The sequence below is a fragment of the Pseudomonas alvandae genome (genome assembly GCF_019141525.1).
Classification (GTDB): domain Bacteria; phylum Pseudomonadota; class Gammaproteobacteria; order Pseudomonadales; family Pseudomonadaceae; genus Aquipseudomonas; species Aquipseudomonas alvandae.
Window position 1 is genome coordinate 1,008,251 of the sequence record NZ_CP077080.1, and the last position, 19,468, is coordinate 1,027,718.

Annotated in this window: 15 protein-coding genes and 1 pseudogene; 6 read left to right on the forward strand and 10 right to left on the reverse strand. The window is 54.7% G+C overall.

Annotation, left to right across the window (positions count from 1 at the left end; genetic code table 11):
* Positions 1–125 precede the first annotated feature (125 nt).
* From cueR to KSS97_RS04430, 3 genes are all read right to left on the reverse strand, one after another.
* Positions 126–521, reverse strand: coding sequence for a Cu(I)-responsive transcriptional regulator (gene cueR / locus KSS97_RS04420; protein ID WP_217861167.1), 396 nt, complete (start codon positions 519–521; stop codon positions 126–128).
* Positions 518–2,911 carry a heavy metal translocating P-type ATPase gene (locus tag KSS97_RS04425; protein WP_217861168.1) on the reverse strand — a complete coding sequence of 798 codons (2,394 nt, stop codon included), beginning with the start codon at positions 2,909–2,911 and terminating at the stop codon, positions 518–520. Before KSS97_RS04425 ends, cueR begins: the two co-directional genes overlap by 4 nt.
* Before the next feature lie 192 nt (positions 2,912–3,103).
* On the reverse strand, positions 3,104–3,487 hold the full coding sequence (locus KSS97_RS04430; protein WP_030138052.1) for a hypothetical protein: 384 nt from the start codon (positions 3,485–3,487) through the stop codon (positions 3,104–3,106).
* A 147-nt stretch (positions 3,488–3,634) separates the two neighbouring features.
* On the opposite strand from KSS97_RS04430, the gene KSS97_RS04435 reads away from it, so the two are divergent.
* Entirely contained in the window at positions 3,635–3,832 is a 198-nt protein-coding gene (locus KSS97_RS04435) for a heavy-metal-associated domain-containing protein (RefSeq protein WP_030138053.1), read from the forward strand.
* A 94-nt stretch (positions 3,833–3,926) separates the two neighbouring features.
* A complete protein-coding gene (locus KSS97_RS04440) occupies positions 3,927–5,129 on the forward strand; it encodes a multidrug effflux MFS transporter (protein ID WP_030138054.1) in 1,203 nt (400 codons plus the stop codon).
* Between the two features lies 1 nt (position 5,130).
* Here the strand turns inward: KSS97_RS04440 and KSS97_RS04445 are convergent, their stop codons facing one another.
* Both KSS97_RS04445 and KSS97_RS04450 read right to left on the reverse strand, forming a co-directional pair.
* Positions 5,131–5,301, reverse strand: coding sequence for a hypothetical protein (locus KSS97_RS04445; protein ID WP_181287283.1), 171 nt, complete (start codon positions 5,299–5,301; stop codon positions 5,131–5,133).
* Between the two features lie 156 nt (positions 5,302–5,457).
* Positions 5,458–6,471, reverse strand: coding sequence for a zinc-binding alcohol dehydrogenase family protein (locus KSS97_RS04450; RefSeq protein WP_217861169.1), 1,014 nt, complete (start codon positions 6,469–6,471; stop codon positions 5,458–5,460).
* Between the two features lie 398 nt (positions 6,472–6,869).
* Here KSS97_RS04450 and KSS97_RS04455 point away from each other — a divergent pair, with 398 nt between their 5' ends.
* Both KSS97_RS04455 and KSS97_RS04460 read left to right on the forward strand, forming a co-directional pair.
* Positions 6,870–7,604 carry an ArsR/SmtB family transcription factor gene (locus KSS97_RS04455; protein ID WP_198797882.1) on the forward strand — a complete coding sequence of 245 codons (735 nt, stop codon included), beginning with the start codon at positions 6,870–6,872 and terminating at the stop codon, positions 7,602–7,604.
* Positions 7,605–7,690: 86 nt separating this feature from the next.
* Complete coding sequence (locus tag KSS97_RS04460) at positions 7,691–9,073, forward strand: MFS transporter (RefSeq protein ID WP_198797883.1); 1,383 nt, start codon at positions 7,691–7,693, stop codon at positions 9,071–9,073.
* 118 nt (positions 9,074–9,191) lie between these two features.
* Here the strand turns inward: KSS97_RS04460 and KSS97_RS04465 are convergent, their stop codons facing one another.
* Entirely contained in the window at positions 9,192–10,145 is a 954-nt protein-coding gene (locus KSS97_RS04465) for an adenosine deaminase (protein ID WP_217861170.1), read from the reverse strand.
* A 199-nt stretch (positions 10,146–10,344) separates the two neighbouring features.
* Here KSS97_RS04465 and KSS97_RS04470 point away from each other — a divergent pair.
* Positions 10,345–10,686, forward strand: a pseudogene (locus KSS97_RS04470) (calcium:proton antiporter); the annotation flags it as partial.
* Positions 10,687–11,091: 405 nt separating this feature from the next.
* The gene (locus tag KSS97_RS04475; protein ID WP_217861171.1) at positions 11,092–11,367 is read left to right on the forward strand and encodes a hypothetical protein; all 276 of its coding nucleotides are present in this window, start codon (positions 11,092–11,094) and stop codon (positions 11,365–11,367) included.
* 401 nt (positions 11,368–11,768) lie between these two features.
* Here the strand turns inward: KSS97_RS04475 and KSS97_RS04480 are convergent, their stop codons facing one another.
* The 4 genes from KSS97_RS04480 to KSS97_RS04495 form a co-directional block, all read right to left on the reverse strand.
* A complete protein-coding gene (locus KSS97_RS04480; protein ID WP_217861172.1) occupies positions 11,769–13,742 on the reverse strand; it encodes an AAA family ATPase in 1,974 nt (657 codons plus the stop codon).
* A 2-nt stretch (positions 13,743–13,744) separates the two neighbouring features.
* Positions 13,745–14,317 (reverse strand): ABC-three component system middle component 4, encoded by a 573-nt coding sequence (locus tag KSS97_RS04485; RefSeq protein WP_217861173.1) that lies wholly within the window; start codon positions 14,315–14,317, stop codon positions 13,745–13,747.
* Positions 14,314–15,525, reverse strand: a complete 1,212-nt coding sequence (locus KSS97_RS04490; RefSeq protein ID WP_217861174.1) for an ABC-three component system protein — start codon at positions 15,523–15,525, stop codon at positions 14,314–14,316. Before KSS97_RS04490 ends, KSS97_RS04485 begins: the two co-directional genes overlap by 4 nt.
* A 746-nt stretch (positions 15,526–16,271) precedes the next feature.
* A complete protein-coding gene (locus KSS97_RS04495; protein ID WP_225936088.1) occupies positions 16,272–19,367 on the reverse strand; it encodes a TrlF family AAA-like ATPase in 3,096 nt (1,031 codons plus the stop codon).
* Positions 19,368–19,468 lie beyond the last annotated feature (101 nt).

Sequence of the window (19,468 nt, forward strand, 5' to 3'; positions counted from 1 at the left end):
TCAGCCTGTGGGGAAGCTCAACCCTGTGGGAGCGAGCTTGCTCGCGATAGCGGTGGGCCAGCTTGTATCTGTGTCGAATGGGCCGCCGTCTTCGCGAGCAGGCTCGTTCCCACAGGGCATGAGTGCTAGCAGCTTCCCGACGCCAACTCCTTGAGAATCGGGCAGTCGGGACGATGATCGCCCTGGCAATGTTCCACCAGGTCCTGGAGGGTATCGCGCAGTTCCGCCAGCTCGCGGATTTTCTGATTCAGCTCGTCGATATGTTGCCGAGCGAGCGCCTTGACGTCGGCGCTGGCGCGTTCGCGGTCCTGCCAGAGCGTCAGCAATTTACTGACCTCTTCCAGTGAAAACCCCAGGTCGCGGGAGCGCTTGATGAAGGCCAGCGTGTGCAGATCGTCCGTGCCGTAGATCCGGTAGCCGCTGTCGGTGCGATGGGCTGCCCTGAGCAGACCGATGGATTCGTAATACCGGATCATCTTCGCGCTAAGGCCGCTCTGGCGGGCCGCTTGGCCGATGTTCATCGCTTGTCCTCCAAGTGCTTGGGTGTCCAGAACTTCAACAATAATGCATTGCTCACCACGCTGACGCTGGACAGCGCCATCGCTGCGCCGGCCAGTACCGGATTGAGCCAGCCGAAGGCTGCCAGCGGGATGCCGATCAGGTTGTAGACGAAGGCCCAGAACAGATTCTGGCGGATCTTGGCGTAGGTCTTGCGGCTGATGTCCAATGCCGCTGGAACCAGGCGCGGATCACCGCGCATCAGGGTGATGCCGGCGGCGTGCATCGCCACGTCCGTGCCGCCGCCCATGGCAATGCCGATGTCGGCGGCGGCCAGCGCGGGGGCGTCATTGATGCCGTCGCCGACCATGGCCACCACCGCGTTCTTTTTCAATGCTTGAACAATGGCGGCCTTATCAGCCGGCAACACTTGCGCGTGGACATTGGCGATCCCCAGCGCTTGCGCGACCACCTGGGCACTGCCGCGGTTGTCCCCGGTGAGCAAGTGGCTTGTGATATCGCGTTGATTCAACGCTTGCACGGCGGCGCTGGCGCCGGGCTTCAGGGTATCGCCGAAGGCGAACAGGCCCAGGACCCGTGGGGCGGCACCTTGTTCGATCAGCCAGGAAAGGGTTCGACCTTCGGCTTCCCAGGCTTGGGCCGATTCCCCCAGCGAACCGGAAGTCAGGCCCAGCTCCTCCAGCAGGCGTTGATTGCCCAAGGCCAGGCGACGTCCGTCGAGGCTGCCGGCAATGCCGCGCCCGGTGAGAGACTGGCTTTCGCTGATGTCCGGTACGGTCAAGCCACGCTCGCTGCAGGCGTCCAGCACCGCTTTGGCCAAGGGATGCTCGCTGCCGCGTTGCAAGGCGCCGGCCAGGCTCAGCAGGGTGTCTTCGTTTCCATCAAGGGCGGCCAGGTGAGCGATGCGCGGCGTGCCGGACGTCAGGGTCCCGGTCTTGTCAAAGACCACCGTGCTGACTTCATGAGCGCGTTCCAGCGCCTCGGCATCCTTGATCAGAATTCCATGGCGGGCGGCCACGCCGGTACCGGCCATGATCGCCGTCGGTGTCGCCAGGCCCAGGGCGCATGGGCAGGCAATCACCAGCACGGCGACGGCATTGATCAGCGCGGTTTCCAGCGGTGCCCCGTACAGCCACCAGCCGATCAACGTGGCGAGGGCCAGGATCAATACGACCGGCACGAACACTTGGCTGATTTTATCCACCAGTTTCTGGATAGGTGCCTTGGCTGCCTGGGCGTCTTCCACGAGCCGGATGATGCGCGCCAGGACCGTCTCGGCGCCCAGGGCCTGGGTGCGCACCAGCAAGCGGCCCTCACCGTTGATCGCGCCGCCGGTGATTTTATCGCCGGGCTGCTTGGGCACGGGCAGGCTTTCGCCGCTGATCAGCGCCTCGTCGGCATGGCTCTGGCCTTCGATCACCTCACCGTCCACCGGGAAACGTTCGCCGGGCTTGACCAACACCAGGTCATCCAAGCGCAGGGCGCTGATGGCCACGTCCCGTTCTTCGCCTTCAATCACTTGGATTGCCCGCTCCGGCCGCAAGGCTTCGAGGGCGCGAATGGCGCTGGCGGTTTGTCGTTTGGCGCGGCTTTCCAAATATTTGCCGAGCAATACCAGGGCGATCACTACGGCTGAGGCTTCGAAATACAAATGCGGCATGCTGCCGGGCTGGGCAATCGCCCATTCGTAGAGACTCAGGCCGTAACCTGCGCTGGTCCCCAGGGCGACCAGCAGGTCCATGTTCCCGGCTCCGGCGCGTACCGCTTTGAAAGCTGCGATGTAAAAACGCGCTCCGAAAATGAATTGCACTGGCGTCGCCAGCGCGAATTGCACCCAGGCCGGCAGCATCCAGTGGACGCCGAACGGCTGTAACAGCATCGGCAACACCAACGGGACGGACAGCAGGATCGCCATCAGCAAGGCCAGGCGTTCGCGGCGCAGGTGATCGGTTTGGTTTTTTTGAGGCGTCTCGGCCTGCCACACGCTGGCGTCGTAACCGGCGCGCTTGACCGCATCGATGAGCGTTTGCGGATCAACCTGGCCGAGCAGTTCGAGGTGCGCCCGCTCGTTGGCGAGGTTGACGCTGACCCGGTTCACTCCGACGACTTTACCCAACGCTCGTTCGATGCGCCCGACGCAGGACGCGCACGTCATGCCTTCGATGCTCAATTCCAGGGTGTGGACAGGGACGCTGTAGCCGGCCTGTTCGACGGCTCGCATCAGCGCCGGCAAGCTGTCCGCCGGGGCCTGGATTCGCGCCTGCTCGGTCGCCAGGTTGACACTGACGGCACTGGCGCCGGCGACTTTGCTCAAGGCTCGCTCGACCCGCCCGGCACAGCTGGCGCAGGTCATGCCGGAGATCGGCAGATCGAAGGTAGTGGATTCGGACATGGGTCACGCTCCCTGTAGTGGATGTCCACAGGATCAACCTTGCCATGTTGGCAAGGTCAAGCGCCATCGAGAAATCAGAAACAATCATGTGGGAGCGAGCTTGCTCGCGATAGCGGTGTACCCGTCAACAAATCTGTCGCCTGATCTATTGCTATCGCGAGCAAGCTCGCTCCCACAGGGGCAATCAGAAAATCAGTAACCGAGCCCGGCCTGCTTGAGATACATGCCTTGTTCATTCATGGCGATGCGGTATTTCAGAATGTCGCCGGCCTTGAGCGTAATCTCCTGCGACCCGGGGGCGAGCATGCCTGGATTACAACCCGGCGCCTGGCCTGGCAACAACTTGAGTCGCAAGGAGAACCGACCCGGCGGCAGATTGAAAGACGTGCTGGCCTCCTGGAACAGCCGGGCGGTGAGTTGGTCCTGGATATAGATGCCGATTTCGCAGGACGTCGCCACTTCCAGGCGCTCGCGGGAAATGATCAGCACGCCGTAATCTTCTCCGGCAGCCGATGCCTGGGGGGCCATTGCTGAAAGACCGAGCATGCAAAACAGGCTGAACGCTGACCAGCGCATGGCTGAACCTCCGGTGTGAGATCTTCAATAAGTGCAGCTTGGCCGAGCTCGGCGCCGATTGCCAGCCCGGCAGTTTTTGGCAAAACTTGACCTTGCCATGATGGCAAGCTTGAGACTGTGGGCAACCCAATCCCAAGGAGTCATTTCATGCAGATTTTCAAGGTTCAAGGGATGTCTTGCGGACATTGCGTCAAAGCCATCACCCAGGCGCTCCACGCCAAAGATTCGAAAGCGGAGGTAGAAATCGATCTCGGCAGCAAGACCGTCAAGGTCGAAAGTGCGGTGCCGGCCGATACCCTGATCGAGGCTATCAGGGAAGAGGGGTACGAGGTCAGTCCTGCCTGAAGTTTTTAATCGTTAGCGACCTATCGGAATGTTCAAGCGCGCGCAGCCCGGCTAGACTGTCGGGCTGCCGACTGACGCTTGAACTGGACGCCCGATGAACCTTCGTACCATTCTGATTCTTGGCGCCTTGAGCGCTTTCGGTCCCTTGGCGATCGATTTCTATTTGCCCGCCTTCCCGGCAATGGCCACGGCCTTCGGCACCGACGAAAAACATATCCAGTTGACCTTGGCGGCCTATTTTCTAGGGCTGTCCCTCGGACAATTGGCCTACGGGCCGGTGGCGGATCGCTTCGGACGGCGCATCCCGCTGCTGACGGGGGTCGGCTTGTTTACCGTGGCGTCCCTGGCCTGCGCCTATGCGCCGAGCCTCGAATGGCTGATCGGCGCCCGCTTCGTCCAGGCCCTGGGCGGTTGTGCCGGAATGGTGATCTCCCGGGCGGTGGTCAGCGACAAATGCGACGCAGTGGGTTCGGCCAAGGTGTTCTCGCAATTGATGTTGGTGATGGGGCTGGCGCCAATCCTCGCACCGATGCTGGGCGGCTTGCTGGTGAACCTGTACGGATGGCAGTCGATATTCGTGGGCCTGACGTTATTCAGCGCGCTGGCGGCGACCGCGGTTGCCTTGTGGTTGCCTGAAAGCCTGCCTGACCACGTGCCCCGCCAACCGTTATCCGGCGCGTTGCGCCAATACGGGCGTCTTCTGACAGACTCGGTCTTCCTCGGTCATGCCCTGACGGGAGGCATCGCGATCGCCGGGATGTTCGCCTACATCGCGGGTTCACCGTTCGTCTTCATCAAGCTCTACGGCGTCCCCGCCGAGCATTTCGGCTGGCTGTTCGGCACGAACGCGGCGGGCTTCATATTGGTAGCGCAGGTCAATGCCCGGTTGCTGTCCAAACGCGGCCCGGCATTCCTGCTGGCTCGTGCGGTATGGGTGTATTGGCTTGCCGGGCTCGGTCTGTTGGCGGTCAGCGCCTTGCAGCCGGAGCGCTTGTGGCCGTTGTTGATTCCGTTGTTCATCTGCATCGCCAGCCTGGGTTGCATCATTCCCAATGCCTCGGCCTGCGCCATGAACGGGCAGGGCGCCCGGGCGGGGAGTGCTTCGGCCATGTTGGGTTGCCTGCAGTTTTCCGTCGCCGCGGGGGCCGCCGCGCTGGTGGCGGCATTGCATGACGGCACGGCGGTGCCGATGGCAATCGTCATCAGCCTGTGTGGGTTATTGGTGGTGAGCGCCGCGATGCTGACCCGCCGTCTGCAAAACGCCCGGGCGCTTGCTCAGGCGGGTCGGCAGGAATGATTCATCCAGCCGCGCGCTGCTGATATTCGGGGAAATGATGCGGTGCGTGAATACGCGCTTGCAGGGTGGTGGCGAAAGCCTGGGCTTCGGCCTCGGTGCGAAAAGTCACGACGTGCTGGTCAAGGCGCACTTGCCATTGCGATTTTGCCACTTCTTTTATCAGGATCTTCATTGCTGACCTCCTCACGTAAAAGACTGCGTTGCAAAGGCCTCGAGTGTAGACCGGAATGCAAGCGCAATTGTGACAACGGTCAATTGTCGGACTGACGGTGCAGTTTTTTTGTGACGAGGGAGCAAATCCCTCGCCACGGTCGACAAGCCAGGTTGATCAGAACCCTTCGAGCACGATCTTGCCCTTGGCCTTTCCACTTTCAAGCAAGGCGTGAGCCCGGCGCAGGTTGGTGGCATTGATGGTGCCGAAGTGCTCGCCAACCGTTGTCTTCAGCGTGCCTGCGTCGATCAGTTCGGCCACTCGATTGAGCAATTTGTGCTGTTCAAGCATGTCAGCCGTCTCGAAGAGGGAACGGGTGTACATGAACTCCCAATGTAACGACAGGCTCTTGCGCTTGAGCTTGGTCACGTCCAGCGACTGCGGATCATCGATCAGCGCCAGTTTGCCTTGCGGCGCCAGGGCCTCGACCAGTTGATCCAGATGCTGGTCGGTCTGGGTCAGGCTGGCCACATGGGTCACTTGGGGCTGTCCCGCTTTCTTGAGGGCCTCGCTCAGTGGCTGACTGTGGTCGATCACCAGGTCGGCACCGAGGCCGCGCACCCATTCCTGCGTCTGCGGCCGGGAGGCGGTGCCGATGACTTTCAAGCCGGTGAGCTGGCTGGCCAGTTGCGTCAGGATCGAACCCACGCCACCGGCGGCGCCGACGATCAGGAGGCTCTGGTCCTGGTTGCTATGGCCTTGCTTGACTTGCAGGCGATCGAAGAGCAATTCCCAAGCGGTGATGGCGGTCAACGGCAGCGCGGCCGCTTCGGCGAAACCGAGGGTCTTTGGCATGTGGCCCACGATGCGCTCATCCACCACATGCAATTCGCTGTTGCCGCCTGCCCGGGCGATCGAGCCTGCGTAAAACACCCTGTCACCTGCCTTGAACAAGGTGACTTCGCTGCCCACGGCCGTGACCACACCGGCCACGTCCCAGCCCAGCACCTTGGCGGCTCCGCCTTCGGGTTGTACGTTCTGGCGGACCTTGGTGTCGACGGGGTTGACGGAAATGGCTTTGACTTCCACCAGCAAATCCCGAGGGCCGGCGATGGGGGCGGGCAGGTCGATGTCCTGCAGCGATATTGGATCGGTGATGGACAACGATTGGTAATACGCGATGGCTTTCATGGGGCGGCTCCGTGATTGAATTCGATGGCGCCCATGTTTAGCGATTAATGGCCTTGATAAAAGCGCCTGGAACAACAGGCTCTTTCAATGATTTTTTGATAATCAAGGCTGCTGTTTTCACTCAAGGAATGGTGCCGGGCAATAGTCGCTGGCAAATAGAGATTTTTCCCTCAGGAACTATCGCCTCCAAAGGTTTCCGGAGGACAGGAAACCGTGCGCCGCACGCTTATACTAGCGGCCGCACGTATCGGTGCGGTTTCAACGGTCTTGGATCCTGCCGACTGCGCTGATACATGGCTGCGGCACAAGCGGGCATGCCGTTCGTTCGGGCAGTACTTGAGGTCCGGAGTCACTATGCCCCAGAGCGGTAGACGAATGATTCAACAGGGAGTGAATACATGGAACATGCACCTTGCATCAGCCAGATCGCCACGCTGCTGGCTGACCCCAAGCGCAGCGCAATGATGTGGGCATTAATGGACGGTACGGCCCGACAGGCTGATGAGTTGGCATTGCTGGCCGGATTGTCGCCATCCTCGGCCAATGCCCATCTGGGGCGGCTGTGCTCCGGTGGGCTGTTGAAGGTCGAGACCCGGGGCCGCAAACGGTTTTTCCGCCTGGCGGCCCCCGAGATCGGTGCTGCCGTCGAGGCCTTGGCGAGCGCAACCCTGGCAAGTACACCGCGTCAGGTTCCAGAGGTTCTCAAACGCGGTCTCATGCCGACCAAAGCGCCGACGGCCCCCGCCTCGCTGATGCGGGCAAGGCTTTGCGATGACCATCTGGGTGGCCTGTTGGCGGCGGACTTGTATCAGCGACTGTTGGATTCCGGTTGGCTCGAGCAATGCGAGCAGCGCGTGATCGTTACCCACAAGGGCTCCAATGAGTTCGCCGGGCGCGGCTTGTTCATCCAGGCGCTGGCCCATCGCAACGCTCGCATCGCGTGCGCCTGCCCCGACTGGAGTGAGCGTCGCCCGCACTTGGGGGGAGCCTTGGGGGCCGGATTGCTGCAACTTTTCATGCAGTCGGGCTGGCTGAGCTTGCCTAATGATTCCAGGGCTTTGCAGGTGACGGCTCTAGGTCAGCAGGAAATTCATCGTTTCGCCAGGCAGGAAGACTTGGAAATGGCGCTCTAGAGCTAAGACAGGTCGCAATCAGCAATCGTCGCCAGCGTGGTTCGCGCACACTCGGTCCGGGGATCTATCGGATTGGGGGAAGGCAAATGGACACTCACGTCTACAGTGCGGCAGAGCGCCTGGAGCGGCTGCCCATCAGCGGCTATCACCGGCTCATTTTCATCATCATTGCCCTGGCGTTTTTCTTTGACTCCATGGACCTGGCCATGATGACGTTCCTGCTGGGCTCGATCAAAACCGAGTTCGGCTTGAGCACCGCCCAGGCCGGGTTGCTGGCCAGTTCCAGTTTCTTCGGCATGGTGCTGGGGGCGTCGCTGTCAGGCATGCTGGCCGATCGTTTCGGCCGCAAGCCGGTGTTCCAGTGGAGCATCGTGTTGTGGGGACTTGCCAGTTATCTCTGCTCCACCGCCCAGGACATCGAAGCACTGATACTGTTTCGCATACTGCTGGGCATCGGCATGGGCATGGAGTTCCCGATTGCCCAATCCATGCTTTCGGAGCTGATCCCGGCAAAGCGTCGCGGGCGCTACATTGCCTTGATGGACGGCTTCTGGCCCTTGGGTTTCGTGGCCGCGGGTGTGCTGTCTTACTTCTTGCTCCCGGTGATCGGCTGGCGTGACATCTTCCTGGTGCTGGCCGTGCCGGCCGTCTTCGTCCTGGTGATTCGCTTCTTCATTCCAGAGTCGCCGCGTTGGCTTGAACAGGCCGGTCGAGGCGATGAAGCGGATGCCGTGCTCCAACGGATCGAAGAGAAGGTCCGGGCCTCGCTGGGGCGTCGAGATCTGCCCGAGCCCGTACGCCTGCCGAGGCTGGCGACCCAACCGGGCAATTTCTTTTCCGCCCTGGCGCAGATCTGGTCTCCTCTATATCGCCAACGCACGGTGATGATCTGGAGCGTCTGGTTCTTTGCGTTGCTTGGGTTCTATGGCTTGACGTCCTGGCTCAGTGCATTGCTGCAGCAATCCGGGTTCGCGGTGACGCAGTCGGTCTACTACACCGTGCTGATTTCCCTGGGCGGGATTCCCGGTTTCCTGATGGCGGCCTGGCTGGTGGAGCGCTGGGGGCGCAAGCCGGTATGCGTCATCACTTTGCTCGGCGGTGGAGGCATGGCGTTTCTGTATGGCCAGAGCGCGGTATTTGGCGGCAATGTTGGCCTGCTGGTCGGCACCGGGCTGCTGATGCAGTTTTTCCTGTTTGGCATGTGGGCAGTGCTCTACACCTATACGCCTGAGTTGTATCCCACCTCGGCGCGGGCCACGGGATCGGGCTTTGCCTCGGCGGTCGGTCGCATCGGTTCGCTGTTGGGGCCTCTGGTCACCGGGCTGGTTTTTCCCATCACCGGCCAGGGTGGCGTGTTCGCCCTGGGCGCCTTGTGCTTTGCCGTGGCGGCGGGCGTGGTCTGGCTGTTTGGAATGGAGACGCGGGGCAAGACGCTGGAGGAGTTGAGCGAAGGCGCAGTCGCTGATTGAACACGATCCATTGTGGGAGCGAGCTTGCTCGCGATAGCGGTCTGACATTCACCATTGATGTCGACTGGTAGACCGCCATCGCGAGCAAGCTCGCTCCCACACGGGGGTAACACCGGGCTTAAGGTTTTACCAGTCGCGCATCCAGGCTGTTTTGTGCCAGCCGCTTGGCCTGGTCCTGGGTCATGCCCAGATGTGTGTGCAGTGCGTGGAAGTTCTCGGTGACGTAGCCGCCGAAATAAGCAGGATCATCGGAGTTCACCGTGACCTTCACGCCGCGTTCCAGCATGTCGAGGATGTTGTGCTGCGACATGTCGTCGAACACGCACAGCTTGGTGTTGGACAGCGGGCACACCGTCAGCGGGATCTGCTCGTCAATGATCCGTTGCATCAATCGCTCATCCTCGATGGCGCGCACGCCGTGGTCGATGCGTTGGATCTTCAGCAGGTCGAGGGCTTCCCAGATGTACTCGGGCGGGCCTTCCTCGCCCGCGTGGGCGACGGTCAGAAAGCCTTCGTTGCGAGCGCGGTCGAACACGCGCTGGAACTTGCTCGGGGGGTGGCCCATTTCGGAACTGTCCAGGCCGACGGCGACGAATGCGTCGCGGAACGGCAGCGCCTGGTCGAGGGTTTTTTCGGCTTGTTCTTCGCTCAGGTGACGCAGGAAACTCAGGATCAGGCCGCTGGTGATGCCCAGTTGCTGCTCACCGTCCTTGAGCGCGGCGGCGATGCCGTTGAGCACCACTTCGAATGGAATCCCGCGATCGGTGTGGGTCTGCGGATCGAAGAACGGCTCGGTGTGGATGATGTTCTGCGCCTTGCAGCGCAGCAAGTAAGCCCAGGTCAGGTCATAAAAATCCTGGGAAGTGCGCAGCACATCGGCACCCTGGTAATACAGGTCGAGAAATTCCTGCAGATTGTTGAAGGCGTAGGCCTGGCGCAGGGTGTCCACGTCATTCCACGGCAGGGCGATCTTGTTGCGTTCAGCCAGGGCGAACAGCAGTTCGGGCTCCAGCGAACCTTCCAGGTGCAGATGCAGTTCGGCCTTGGGCAAGGCGTTCAGCCAGTCGTACATGTTCTTTTCTCATCAGCGAATCGATGGCGGTATTCTACAGGGGCGGGCGCCGATGTCTGAGTAAAACCTGACCGGCTGATCCACTACCGCCTCGTCCCGGCAATCATCCTCAGACAACGGCTACGCCACATTCGGACGAAACGTTCCCGGTCCGTCACAGTCTAGTAGCTCATGACCCGTCCATGGTTATAGGCTCGCGATGCTCTCGTTGATCAAGCAAGAAAAACTGCTATTGCTGGCGCTGCTCGCTGCATTTGCCGCCTATCCACTTGAACATTGGCTGCTGGGCAGCGGGCAGGTCGTTGCGCTGATGGGCGGGTTGGTGCTGATTGGTTTTATCGTCTCGGCCTCCATGCGTGTGGCCCATCACGCGGAATTGCTCGCGGAAAAAGTGGGCGATCCCTACGGCACCATGATCCTGACTTTGTCGGCGGTGCTGGTGGAAGTCGTGATCCTGGCGATCATGATGAGCAACGAGGCGTCGCCGACCCTGGTACGTGACACGATTTATTCGGCGGTCATTTTCCAGACAGAGCCCATTTCAGTGTCAAATTCCATAAGGCTCTGACGCTCTTGATCTGCCTTTGGAAACCTTAGAAAAGGGTTTTTGATTGGGAGTGCTCTAGGCTTGATCGTCCTGCCACACCACCATCTTAAGCATCAGGAGCAGTAGCTCAGTCCATTGCTTCCGGGCTACCTGTTGTCCTTATGACCGCTTATCCCTGGTGGAGACGTCGCACGGTGTGAAGGCACGGATGGAGGGTCTCGGAGCCTCACCACAAAACCTGGCGCATCAAACCGAGCCTGACACGTTGACCTACGGTCAGCGAGTTGAGCGGAAAGCGCTTGCGCCCGAGGGTGCTGGAACGGGGATGGTTTTGGCTCGACTACCTAGAGATGGCTCGCTAGCTTCTCCCGTAAATATTATCAACTAAATGGTGAAATGATGATTAAACAAAATGTGAATGTTAACCACATAAGCACGTATTCCTTTCGTGCTGAATGCCGCGAAGATGTACTGAACTTTCTAGCGTTGCCTGAAGCCACTTCGCTGAAGAAAATCACGATAGTCCCAGATCCTACTTTTCCGGACGTGGAAGTTGAAATTGAAACCAAACTCACCGTTCAGGAAGTCATTAGCGCACTAGAAATGGTAGAGGATGGTCATGTGATGGTCGAGACATTGAAAGCATGTGCGCTAGTATCAAATGGCATGGATTAAGATCCATGTTGTGGATACCAGAGTTTCATTTTTCTAGAAAAAGCATCAGTTCAGCGTTTCGACTCTGCCAATCCTAGCGGTGCTCGGCTTCATTTACGTTGTAAACTGACTTAAGACTTAGAGACATAGAATGGGTTGTTAGTCGCACTTGCTTGGCGAGTTGTTCCCATGCAATCAGACGGTTGTGAACATCTATGTGAGCCGCGTGTTTCGATTGGATCGGCAAAGATCGGCAATAAGAAGTCGGTAAAATTTAACTGCCTCAAGTCGTCTGCCCAATAAATTAGGAGGTACTTGGCCATCGCCGACGAGGGAAGTCAACTCTGGTGGGATGGAAAAAGGGGAGAAGATATTATCATTGGGTAACAAATCCGCCCCTTCATCCTTAAGTTATATGTGTTTTATTGTTCAATATCGTCTATCAGCCCCACGCTCAACCCGTTTTCGCCAGTGGAACTGTAGTGAGCAACGATATAAGCCTTATACCGATTGATAAAAGTATCAGGAACGTCGTTGTCTACCAAAATAATCTGGCATGGGACGTCTTTTTCTTCGGCTCTGGTCGCCACACTGAGCAGATACTCATAGATGTTTTGATATTTCAAGGGGTCGGAAATACCTTCGCGAGTATCCTCCTGTACGTTAGTTTGATCCTGATATTTCTCTTTCGTCGTTTTTCCCAGATACTTTCCTACGGTGTCGATCATCAATAATCTAGGATGGTTTATTTCTGAATCAACCGCATACTCTAGGAGAGAAATCATAAAGCCAACGGAGGATATTGTTCTAAGTCCTCCCGAAGTTATGTTCAGGTAGTCGCGATCTCGGATAATAGGCGCGAAGCTTTTGGGGCTGATGCTGATCCCTTCTTGTCTTTTAATGTTTACTTTCTTGAGGTATTTGCTCAGGTAATCTCCGAGCGTCTCTAATACCTCTGCAACACTGGGTGCTGTCTCCCGAAGTTCAGCTAGGCGCTCGTTTAGTTGCTTAATTATGAGGTTTAAGTTTTCGTAAGCATCATGGATTTTTTGCTGTTGATTTCTAACGCGGATGTTATTAACTAGGAAGTCACGAGCTTTTTTGTTGGATGCTATTTCCTTAACTAGAGTATCTCGTTGCGTGAGATATGGCGTGATCATTGCCTGACTTTCGGTGTCTAACATTTCTCTGGCGCGCGACAGGTCCGAATTATATGCTGCATGGTCTTTAGACAAATTTCGCGATTTAGAAGATAGTTCATCAATGAGCGACTGTATGCTTTTCTTCTTCTTCTGAATGGAGTTCAGCTCATCTGACAAGGTGTCTCTGTTAACTGGTTGAAAGCTATTCGTTGCGTGCGTTGGCTCGATGGGCGCGTCGCAGACAGGACAAGGGTTAGCGTGCGATGTGGTTTGTCCAATTCTAGTTTGCGCATGAATAATGCCATTTATTTTCTCAATGTCATTTTCATAGTCATTTTTCAAACGTGAGTATTTTTCTATTTGTGCTCTCGTTTTGATAATTTCTTGCGTTGCATGTTTTTCATTCAGTGATAGTTCGTTGAAAATAGCTTTAAGTTCAGTATGGTTTTGAGAGCTGGCGACCATAGATTTATTGATTTTTGTAAATTCAGTTTCTAATGTATCTATTATTTTGTCTATTGTTGTAATCGAATCATCAATGGAGGTTTGACTGTCGTAACCCGTCTCTCTCAAAAACTCAGAAACGGATGTATATTTGTTGAGGAGTTTCTTGCTTTCGCGAGTGTGTTCTGCAATTTGGACTTCTAGCTCTGCTATGCTTGAGTCCAGCACATTGAAAATGTATTTAATGACTTCACGATTGGTAGTGGATTTTATCCAGTTATTCAAATCTAAGAAGCTCTTGCTTCCGACATCGTCTTGGTTGACGTACACATATTTAAATAGATTTCGAAAGCTGAGCCGTTTTACTTCAGAATCTGCTTTTGACGGTGAAACTTTAATTTTCACTTTCGGGAAGCCTAAGCTATCCAGCAAGAAATCGGAAAAAAAGCCATCAGGAGATTGTGTGTCTGTGAAATTAGGTGAATATTTTTTTGGAAAGAAATCTGCACATTGTTCAAATACACATGGATAGACTTCTATGTATTCTTTAGGATCATAAATGTTGCGCTTTATAGTGAGAGAGGCACCATTTATTTCCAGCTCTAGAGCGGCATATTCAATGGACGCCTTAACTTCATCCGAGAGTTCGATGCTGCTGGCGCCGAGTAAATAGTTTATAAACTCCAAAATACTCGACTTGCCTGTATCTGAATCGCCATAGATAATATTTACACCTGGAAAAAATGGTATTGAATATATTTTCCGATAGCCGACAAGATTCAAGCCGCTAATGCTAATGTGAGATTTCAATTTCAATTCCTTTTGAAAGCTTCATTGAGAAATGAATAAAGTTTGCTAGTTGTTTGCGTTTGCAAAGCTGAGAGGCTGTCTATCAACTCTTGAACTGAAGAGAAGTAGTTTTGGCTATTTTGACTGGCTGAGGTCGATTGCGAGTGCGCTACTGCATCGTGGAGGGTTGGGCTAATCAAGCTTTCTACAAAAGAACTTCCTGTCGGGCTCAGTAAGTACTTAATTGAATTCGGATCTGTTTTGTCATCGCATGCTAACATTCCACGTGCCGCTAATTCTTTGATTAGAGCTTTAAGCTTCGATCGGTCAAAGAGTATGTCCACGTTTGTTGATAAACTCTCAATTGTGTAGGTGTACTGAGAGTTGATGGGTGCAAATTTTTTACCTGCCAATCGCAGTATTTCGTTTATCTTTGATGGGTTTTTTGTAAGATATATAAATACTTGAATTTTTTCGAAGTCTAGCACTGCATTTTTTTTGGAGGATATTCCCAGTTTATAAATTATCAGTGCAAGTAAGGAATAATTAAGCGAAAAGTCATCGTCTAACAGTAGATATGGTAGTGTTTGGTTCATTGTGAGGGTCCTTTTTTCGCCAGTACATCCTCAAGGCACGTATTCGCTGACCATACAACATCAATATCCTCTTTGTTGGCAAGTTGGTGGATCATGCCTTTTTTGTGAACACCATCTAGCTCAGCCAACAAAGTTTTCAGGTATGAACCATCTTCGCTCATTATTTTGGCATGAACTCTTTGCACAAACTGATCTGGAGTAGTCTTATTCGCAATGTGGTGTTCGTGTTCTTGACGATAAATTTCTCTTACTTTTCCGTATAGTACGCTTAGCAGCTTTTTGTCATGGTCGCTGGTAAACAGTTTTCTGGCTTCTTCCGCGTTGAAGAAGTATCCCTTTGCGTTGCCTGTAATGCCCTCATGAACGTCTGCTATAACCATCTTAAGAACAAAAAAATGATCATCATATTGATTGTTGTCTTTGAAGTCCTGCACCGCGAGTGGAGCTTTGTATGCCGCTTCAAATTCCAGGATATACTTGACTACCGCCTTGTAAACTGTTTCTTCTTTACTTTTAGGTTTGCAGATGCTGGTGTGATCTTCATCCACCGCTCTAGAGTCTTTTTTCAGACTTTCAATTGCTAGTGCGCTTTTTTTGTCAACAAATTTATCATGGGCACCGTAGATGTATTTCGTAGGGGGTGGGGTGGACGTATTAATCCAATCGCGGCTGAATTGGTAGACCGCGTCACTCAAAACATTCAGGTCACTAAGTTGGACGTTCGAGGATATAAAGGACGCCATGTTTGCGATTTTCGCCCCCGTGTGGGGGACTGCCAGAGAAATGAAGCCCTTAACAGCCGTTGATTGGGTTTCCTCCAGCTGGCCAAGGATGCATGCTTTAGATACCAGGCCGCCCATGCTGTGTGCTATGACCATGACTTTCTCGTAATCACCGAGATTGACTTCAAATTCTGTACGTAGCAGTTGAGCGATTTCAGTGATCGGAAGATTTGTTCTGATACTCTTTCTTGAGCTAAACAGACGCGCAAATAGACTTTTGGTAACACCGTACGATGAGGTGAATGTGGTGAAATAATTGAAACAACCGATATCGTAACGGTCGATGAGCTGTGGGTCGGCCGCTAAAAGACTTGGAAATGAGACGTTATCGTCAAAAGACCAGGTTTCTTGTCCTCCTTTTAGCCCGTGTACGAAAATCACCGCGTTGGGTTTGTTCTCTTTTTTTACCCATGTGATCATGCTCATCTGGATGTCCTTTTCCTGAGTGGACGACGGCCGTAGCCACGAATATTGATGCGAGTCGGCAGATAAATTGTTTCGGAAGGTTGTGTTGGCGAGTTCGCCTTGACACGTTACCGGCCATACGAAGGCACGAGCATAGTGCTCTTTGGGGGCGAATTGCCATCAGAGAGTCGACTCGCCATCTGGATTTTTCTCGCTATGACCACTTTGACTCGTCACGCGTATCTGATTCTGCATCAAATTAGTCATGCTCGTGATTATCGCGCGCGCGTCACTTGGGCCCATATGGCCATTGGGACCAAGATTTTTATCAGACCTGGCTCGTAGGGTTGATGTCGAGCTGCGCGACTCGGATGGCGAGCTACAGGGTCATCGCAGCCAAGCAACCAGTGGGTCAATCAGTTCTGACCCCTGATTCCGCACGTTTTCGACCTCCTTACCAACCGGATACCAGCCGACGTCCCCAACCTTCCGAGAGCACTGCCAGGCTAGTTCCGAAGCTCGTAGCGGTGAGGCATTCGGATCACCACACTCCCGAGCACGCTCTGCGCTCAGTACGACGGATGGCGGTCATGAATGTCGACCATCCATTAGTCGCTGTAAAAGGGGTAGCTAGAGACTCCGTCGTGGATTAAAAACATGTCATCGAGCATTACGTCGCTGAGTCGGCAGTAACGCCGGGTAGATTCCAGTGAAGGAAGCACCCGGCACAGTTTGCATCGGTACGGATGCATTATGCCGGGCGCTCATCAATGATATTTGAACCTGCGATTATCGAAGGCAGGCTTCGTCCCCTCAAGCACCTTCACCACATGCCCGTTGATAGCAGGGCTCTCAATGGCTCCTGCGGTGTAGGAGATTTTTTGGCTGTTCGCTCGATCAAAATGAGACCAAATGATTTGCTCCGCGTCGCAGACAACCGCAAGGTTCGGGTTGTGCGTAACCATGATGATTTGCCGACGCTTCTTAGCCTCGGTGAGCACTGGGACAAGAAGGCTCACCACAGTTTCGTTATCGAGGTTTTCTTCCGGCTGATCCAGAATGATTGGGTTGCGCCCCCTGTCCACCAGCAGATAGAAGATCAAGAGCAGAGCACCCCGTTGACCTGGCGAGAGCTGCTCGATCTCAGCATCTTGAAACGTCAACGAATACCGGGGTTCTAGGTAGGAAAGATCAAATAGGAGGTCATAAACCTCATTCGCACTTTTGTCCTTACGCAGCATTGAGTCGATGCCGTATTCAACCCTGTCGCCAATCGTAGCGGCCGCAGCTGAGATCCTGTCGTGCAGCGCTTGAGCAAAAACAACAGCCTCTTCACGGTTGTCGAAATCAGCAGCTTCGCCCAATCGGCGCACTGTGTTGAGGCTCTCGTCCTCGCCTCGAAACTCGCCGACGTTTTGCTTCAGCAGAGTGAAAAGGCTGGTGGCGAAAGCGTCAATTGAGCCGCCGAGCTTCGCCTTGAATTGGAGTTTGTACTCCTCGCGAATCAGACTGTTTCCCTGAATTAGTTCTTGAACCGGCTTGAACAGCGCCTCCCTAGCTCGTCGCTGAGCATCGAGGATGTCGTAGACTTCGCCTGCCAATGCCAGTCGAACGCTCCGATGCGCGTTCAACAACTCTGGCAGAGCATCTATTTGAGCGATCCTAGCCTCCAGTCCTTTCACCGTTTCTGGAGAGTCACTAGAGCCAATAAGCTCCAGATACTTCTTCTCCCACTCTTGAACTGCGAGCAGATGATTCTGATAAAACAGCTGAGGTTGATCCAACTTCGCTTTAGCTTCGACTTGCTTCCCTATGAGTTCCTGGCGTTCACCTTCCGCTGCGGTGGCCCTAATACCAATGGTCCTTTGCTCAGCTAAAAACGCTTCTTCGAACTGTGCCAACGTACCAAGATTTAAGTCGATTTTCGCCACGTCGGTGACGGCCAGGCCCAATAGGTCGAGATCTCTACTGGTGTCGTTCACGAACTGGTCGTAGGTACGCTGGAGCAACCGGACTTGCTCCCTCACGTCCTTGATGGCCTTGCTCTTGGCCGCTAGCTGTGAGGCCTTCTCATTAGCTTTGTTGTGTTCATCTTCCAAACTTTTGAGATTTGCAGCGATTGCCTCAATGGCCTCGGCCGTCGTTTTTTGCTCAGGTGATAGCTCAGCAGAGGGCTTTTCAATTGCCGCTGGCCTCACAGCCTCATGCTCCGCAAGTTGCCGTCGCTTGAGGGTCAGTTGTTCCGTTAGGCTTTTTCTGACTAAAGGATGGAGTTGGTTTTCGTAGGTAGCGATCTCAAGATTGACCCGTTTCAGATCCTTACGAAACTCGTTCAGCTGAAGGCGGTACGTGCTCTCCTGCTGCTCAATTAGCTGGTCAAAATCCAGTGCGCCTAAACGGATTGCATCATCGGTATGCGAGAAAATGACCGCCCTAAGCTCATTTTCAAAAGCGTTAGATTGGCCGGTAACATGTGCATTGCAGAGATCTTCGAAGTGTCCTTGAGGGATATACTTCACCATTTCAACCATCTCGGCGGGCGGGTCCGCATTGAGATTGCAGGTGTTAATGGTTCCATCATGCCAGATGATGAACCCCTCGAACTGTCGAGCAGGCTCTCCAGCCTTCCCCCGAAACCGCTCCTTTCGAAGGAAGGAGAAGTGATTGGTCTGGCGCGAATGGCCCAACAGAGCCAGGACGTCAGCCAGAGCGCTTTTGCCACTCCCCTTGTTGCCAATTATGGCGACAAGATCGGAGTTCAACGGAAGCTGGACATCGCCCAGCCAGTGCGAGGCCAGTGCAGATCCCTGCACTTTGCTGATCATCACATGGTCGATGAAATACGTTTTGTTGGCCGCGATATGATCTAGCTTCGGCGGTGATATGCCTATGAATGAGCGCTTTGCGGGCTCTAGTATTGCTTGCTGCAACCCACGAAATGTGGGGTCAGCCTTGATCCAGGTTTTCTTGTCTGACGGAAAGTCGCCGTATCCACGACGATCATTGCTTCCATGAATACCAACAAAGCAGTGCGCATCACTTCCGGCCACAACTAGGCGAGATACGTCTTTCAATCCCTCTCTTATACCAACATAAAACTTGGCATTACCGGGTGTTTCTTCCCCGACAAAAGCGGCACGGACATCTAGATTTCGACTTTCGAAAATCGGAGAGCATCGTACCAGCCCAATGAAATAAGCGTAGTGATCTGTCCATTTCACATCGCTCAGGCCATCGTTCGTATCGTATGGCATGAACCCAATAGCTTGTTCATCAGGAACTTTTGCTATGGCCTCTTTGTAGCTGTCACAAGTCAACTCGGCAATTTTAGCGCCAGCCATATAGGCCTGCGCATCATCTGCTGCCACCTGCTCAGGCTTGAAACCGTGATACCTGAGAAGCGCGTCCGGAACTTGCTTGGCAAAATCAATGAGAGCCCCATCTGACAATGGCCTGCTATTTTCGGCGAGTCGGAGGTGGGATAAAAAATCTTTGAGGATCTGATCATTCAGCTCGTTGGAGAACAGAACATGGGCATTAAGGCGGCCCTTCATAGGGGCAGCAAGCCTCAGCTCAATCCCAGGGAAGACAGTTTTCGTCAACTTCGGGGCGTCCGGCTCGCTCAATCTGCGTTTCAGCGCAAACCAGCCGTCAAACGTCCAATAGTCCATCAGCGCAAAGACATCGGGCTCCGCCTCATTCAGCGCCTTAATCATCTCGTCCACAAGGGCGTTGTTAGCAGGTGAACCTAGGTTCTTCCGGTCAAATTTCTGCCCGCTCCACTCAAATGACGCTGGAGTGTGAATATGCAAATCCCACTGCCGCCACTCTGAACCGCGCTCACTGCCGCTCTGAATCGCCATTGCTCGCCTTCCTTTGTCTGGAACTGCCGATCCATTTGGTTCATCGCGCCAATGGATACCAGATGGTAGGTCTAGTTCCTATTACCGACAAGTCGACGATT